At 37.9% G+C, this 6,537-nt stretch carries 2 protein-coding genes; both read left to right on the top strand.

The features are described 5' to 3' along the window. Positions 1–24 precede the first annotated feature (24 nt). On the top strand, positions 25–5,871 hold the full coding sequence (locus B0A65_RS22800; RefSeq protein ID WP_089069670.1) for a T9SS type B sorting domain-containing protein: 5,847 nt from the start codon (positions 25–27) through the stop codon (positions 5,869–5,871). Positions 5,872–6,034: 163 nt separating this feature from the next. Then, positions 6,035–6,537 (top strand): PorP/SprF family type IX secretion system membrane protein (locus B0A65_RS22795; RefSeq protein ID WP_207556494.1); only part of this gene is annotated, 503 nt, incomplete at its 3' end.

Genomic DNA, 6,537 nt, shown 5'->3' with positions numbered 1-6,537 from the left:
GTAACAATAACACAACCGGCATCTTTGGTTTCAGCTGCAGTAAATACTAAAACTGATGTAAGTTGTAAAGGTGATGCAACAGGATCGGCAACAGCTTCTGCAACTGGCGGAACTCCTTCTTATTCTTATTCATGGAATACTAATCCCATTCAAACTTCGGCAACAGCCATAAATCTTAGTTTGGGAACTTATATTGTAACAGTAACCGATTCAAATGGGTGTACTGATACTGAATCAGTAGTAATTAATGAGCCGGGAGCCTCATTAACATGTTCTATTACACAAAATAAAGCGGTTACATCAAATGGATTAAGTGATGGTGAAGCAACAGTAACAGCACTTGGCGGAAATGGAAACTACACCTATCTATGGGACAATCAAGAGATTACCCAAAAAGCAATAGCACTAAGTGCCGGATCACATTCTGTTACTGTTACAGACGCTAAAGTATGTAAAACCACATGTACTATTATCATTTCAGAACCAAATGTTTTATCATGTAGCATTACGCAGGATCAACCTGCAAAATGTTATGGAGATAATAATGGTAAAGCGACTGTAACTGCAATTGGAGGAAATGGAGACTACACTTATCTTTGGGACAACAATGAAACAACTGCTCAGGCCATTGCTTTAACTGCTGGCTTACATAATGTAACTGTAACTGATAAATTAGGTTATAAAACAACTTGTAATGTAACAATCGGACAACCACAAGCTGCTCTAATTGCCGCTATTAATACAAAAACAGATGTAAATTGTAAAGGTGGAGCAACTGGATCAGCAACGGCTTCGGCTACTGGTGGAAATGCTTCTTACACTTATTCCTGGAATACAAGTCCTGTCCAAAATTCGGCTATAGCCATAAATCTAATCGCAGGAACTTATATCGTAACCGTTACCGATTCAAAAGGATGTACTGATACTGAATCTGTATTAATTACTGAACCTCAATTAGTCTTAACAGCTGCGATAGATACTAAAACAGATGTAAACTGTAAAGGCGATGCAACAGGATCAGCAACAGCTTCTGCAACTGGAGGAACTGTCGGCTACACCTATTCCTGGAACACAAATCCGGTTCAAAATTCGGCTACGGCCACAAACCTTATTGCGGGAACTTATATTGTAACCGTTACCGACTCAAAAGGATGTACTGACACCGAATCAGTAGTAATTTCGCAACCAACAAATCCTTTAACTGCGGCTATAAATACCACAACGGACGTAAATTGCAAAGGTGACGCAACAGGATCAGCAACAGCTTCTGCCACTGGAGGAACTGTCGGTTACACCTATTCATGGAACACAAATCCGGTTCAAAATTCGGCTACAGCCACAAACCTTATTGCGGGAACATATATTGTAACCGTCACCGATTCAAAAGGATGTACTGATACTGAAACAGTAGTGATTGCTGAACCTGCAAATCCTTTAATTGCTTCCGTTACTACCAAAAAGGACGTAAATTGTAAAGGTGACGCAACAGGATCAGCAACAGCTTCTGCAACTGGAGGAACTGTAAGCTACACCTATTCCTGGAACACAAATCCGGTTCAAAATTCGGCTACAGCCACAAACCTTACTTCGGGAACTTATATTGTAACCGTTACCGACTCAAAAGGATGTACTGATACTGAAACAGTAGTGATTGCTGAACCTGCAAATGCTTTGACTGCAACAACTTCGCAAACTAACGTAGGTTGTGGAGGTGCTGCTACAGGAACTGCTACCGTAACTGCTTCTGGAGGAACTCCTAATTACACTTATCTATGGTCACCTTCAGGTGGAACAGCTGCTACTGCTAACGGCCTTGTTGCAGGAACTTATACAGTGAAAATAACTGATTCAAAACAATGTACAGTAACAAAAACAGTAACCATTCTTGATGGAGATTCAGTTAAACCTATAATTGATCCGTTACCTGTAACCTCAACAATTAATTGTCCTGCTGAGCCTATTTTTGCACAGGCCACTGCAACAGATAATAATGGTACTGTTTCTTCTTTAACTTACGTAGATTCAACTACACCTGGAAATTGTACTGGAGCTTATACCAAAACAAGAACCTGGACAGCAAAAGATGCTTGCGGAAATGTTTCTTTGCCAATAAGTCAAACTATTATTGTGCAAGATACTACTGCTCCAACATGGACAACAGTAGCCTCTTCTTTAGATAAAACAGTAGAATGCAGTAATTCACAAGCTTTGACAGCCGCGCAAGCCTTATTCCCAATTGCAAATGATGCTTGCGATTCCGATGTTACCAATATTGTAAAAGTAAGCGGTCAGTTTGTAGCTTCTCAAACATGTTCAAATGCCGGAACTTACACTAATACATGGACGGTAAAAGACAATTGCGGAAATACATCTGATACTTTTACTCAGGTAATTACTATTCAGGATACCACTGCTCCAATATTTACTGGTGATCTTCCACAAAATAGTACAGTGTCATGTGATGCAGTTCCGGAACCAGCTACCATACAAGTTTCTGATAACTGTAATGGCGATTTACCAATCGTATTCTCTGAAATCAAAAGTGATATTCAAAATGGCTGTAGTACCAACTATACTCTTACCCGTAAATGGACTACAAGCGATTGTGGCGGAAACCAGGCTTCTTATACTCAAATTATAAAAGTAGAAGATACAACAGCTCCAAAAGGAACTGCTCCGGCAGATGTTGCTAATTTGCAAAGTATAGCTGATATTCCTGTGGGAAGTCCTGCTGATATTACCGATGCAGCAGATAATTGCAGCACAAATGTAACTATTACAGTAAGCGACTCTCATAATGAAGGAAGTGGTTGCGAAGGAAATGCCTATATTCTAACCAGAACCTATACTTTAACAGATTGTGCCGGTAATAAAACCGAATTAGTACAAACTTTCACTGTAGAAAATAAAGTTTCTGTATCTGGTATAGCTTCAAATGTAACTTGTTTTGGAGGAAACGATGGATCAATCTTAGTGACTAATAGTCCGGGATCGACTGTTGTTATAACAAATGCAAATAATGAAGTGGTAGGAAATACGAATCTGCCAGCAGGAACCTACACACTTACAGCCACATCTTCTGTAAATAGTGGAAATCAAACTTGTACAGCTACGGCTACAGTGACCATTACTCAGCCAACTTATACTATTAAAATCTCAGGACAAGTTATAAATATAGACACTAACACTCCTATTGCTAATGTACCAATAACATTGATTCCACAAGGAACAACTCCCGGACCAATATTATTCCGTTTAACAGGAGCAGATGGAATGTACAGTTTCTCAGGTATGGTTGCCGGAAGTTATTTGGTTCAGGTTCAAGATGCGAATTTAAATAGTGCATATCAATTGTATCCTGTTAATTCTAGTTTATTCTTTACTACTCTTGAAGACTGTAAACTTCAGGTTCATAACTTCGAATATGGAAAATCAACACTTCCTGTGTTAGGAGATTATGTTTGGTATGATACAAATGGAAATGGAATTCAGGACGAATGGTATGATGCTAATAATGACGGTATTGTAACAAAAAACATTCCGGATAGTGATGGTGCTATTGACTATAGTCTATGGGAATGGATTGATTTTAATGGTGACGGAAGTTATACAGGTCCACTAAATGCCGGTGAATTAAATGCCGGTGGTTTTGGAAATGCATTGAGTTCAAACATTTTTATTGATGGTCCAAACGGATATCATGATGATGTAATTATAGGAATTCAGGGATTCTGGAGAAACAGACCAGATTCTCCAAGTCCTTATGGCCAATATAATGTAAAATTGGTTCGAGATGCCAACTTAGATGCAGTTGGAGCTGCTTTAGGAGCCACTGGTTTAGTAAAAGTACTTCCATCTGTTACAGCTAAAAAAATCACCTCTAAAACTGGTAAAATACAATTGCACACCGTTTGCCAAACCACAACTGATGGTGGATATATAGTAAATGTAACACCAGATGACTTAGTTCATTTAGATATTGATTTTGGTGTAAATTGTAAAGAATTCAGAGATATTGTTGCCAATGATGATAGTGCCGGTCCAATAGCCGGGGTAAATCATACAACAACCAATGTATTGAATGTACTGCCAAATGACACAATTGAAGGTGTGGTTGTAAAAGCTTCAGATGTAATAATTACAACTGTAACACCAAATGCGTTTTTACAATTAAATCCTGACGGTTCAGTAGATGTTTTACCAAATGCTCCTGTTGGAACATTAACAATGGTTTACCAAATTTGCGAGGCAGATCAAAGTTCGAATTGCGATACTGCAACGGTAACCGTTACTATTGAAGCTCCTGTAATGACAGTAACGGCAACATCAGTTTGTATTAACGATGTACCTTATGTAGATTATGTAGTAACACCTGGAAATTTCACTCCGGTAAACGGTGTAACAATTGCATGGGCTGACAGCAGTAACAAAGTTATTACTACTATGAATAACTTACCCTTAGCCGGACGCATATTGTGGCCTGGTGCTGTAGTTGATCAGGCAGGAAATGGCGTAGACTGGCCAGGATGGGTATTCCAAAATAATCAATGGATTCAAGCACCTGATGGTTTTGAAACGTTACGACCTACTGCGACTTTAACAATATCTGTTAATCCATCACAAACTATAGTAGTAAATTATCCACCTGCCGATCCTTATTGTATTGCCAGACCAACATTTACTATTCTGGCCAATGATGATACTGCTGGTCCTATAAGTGGTAATACCGGAGGAACAAACGTAATCAATGTTTATACAAATGATACATTAAATAGCAACCCGTTTAATCCAACGGATGTTACACTTACAACAGTGACACCGGATCCAAAAGGAGTTTTAACATTAAATCCGGATGGTTCAATAAATGTGGCTGCAAATTCTCCTACCGGAGCGTATGTACTAACATACCAAATTTGTGAAAAAGCTGATTTTGGAAACTGTGATACCGCTACAGTAACCATTAATGTGGTCAATACGCCTCCTGCTCCACCTGCAGTTAATGCGCTGGCAGATACTTATAGTGTTGCTTGTAACGGCTACGGGAATATAGGAAATGTTTTAAGTAATGATACGATAGATCTTGGACCTGCCTTAATAAGTGCATTAAACTTTACATTATTACCTTCTACTAAGGGAAATCCAGGAATTACCGTTGATGGATCAGGAAACGTAAATGTGGCTACTACGACTCCTCCAGGAACATATAATTATGATTATCAAATATGTCTTAAAAATTATCCTGACGTTTGTACTACCAGAACAATAACAATTACTGTTGTTCCAAATATAACGAACATTACAAGTCAGGCTTGTACCGATGATTCTACACTTGTTGATTTGATGACTTTGCTACCGGAAAATGCACCAAGAAACGGAACGTGGATAGACACAAATAGTAGTAATGCATTACAAGGAAGTGTTCTTAATCCTCGTGGTCTTCCTTTAGGTAATTATGTATTTGAATATAAAATTGCTGATCAGAGTTGTCCGAGAAGTGTATTGCTTTCTATGGAAATAAATGATGACTGTAAAGTATTAGCGTGTACAAATATTGTAGTACACAATGCTTTCTCTCCTAATGGCGATGGAATAAATGATGTGTTTACAATTGATGGTATTGACGAGACAACCTGCTATCCTGAAAATACAGTTGAAATTTACAACCGTTGGGGAATACTGGTATTTGAAACTTCTAATTACAACAATACATCCAATGCATTCGACGGAACGTCCAGAGGAAGAACCACTGTCAATAAATCTGATGGTTTACCAACTGGAACATATTTTTACATTGTGAATTATAAATCTTTAGATGGAAACAATGTAATGCAATCTAACAAAAGGGATGGTTATCTCTATCTGTCAAAATAAAGATAACGATTATGTAGCTCACTATAAACAACTACTTTATAGTGAATTACATAATATTTAATAAAAAAATCCTTATTTTTGAGTAAGCGAATGTATTGACTTTTATTCTTAGAAGTTCCATTAATAAAAATCGATAGTAATAATAAATAATAAAATATCTACTATGAGAACAAAATTATTTTCCTTCGTCATAATGTTTGTTACAATTACAGGTTTTGCACAGCAGGACGCCCAATTTACACAATACATGTACAACACTATAAATATTAACCCTGCATATGCAGGTTCTCGTGGAGCTTTAAGTGTTTTTGGTTTATACCGTACACAGTGGGTTGGACTTGATGGAGCTCCTGAAACCAGCAGTTTTTCAATCAATACCCCCATAAACAATAGTAACCTGGGAATTGGGGCTTCGCTTGTAAATGATAAAATCGGGCCAACTAATGAGAACAATATCTCCGTTGACCTTTCTTATACGATTCAGACATCGGCAAATTTCAAACTTTCTTTTGGTATTAAAGGAACGGCCAATATCTTCAATCTGGATGTAAGCAAACTGAATCCCGAAATTGCAGGAGATCCACAATTTCAGGATCTGGACAATAAATTTTCGCCAAATGTGGGAGCTGGAGTTTACTGGCATTCTGATAAAGCATACATTGGTTT

The organism is Flavobacterium frigidimaris (assembly GCF_002217275.1).
Classification (GTDB): domain Bacteria; phylum Bacteroidota; class Bacteroidia; order Flavobacteriales; family Flavobacteriaceae; genus Flavobacterium; species Flavobacterium aquidurense.
The sequence above is the reverse complement of the archived record's forward strand: the minus strand, read 5'-3'. Positions and strand labels throughout refer to the sequence as shown.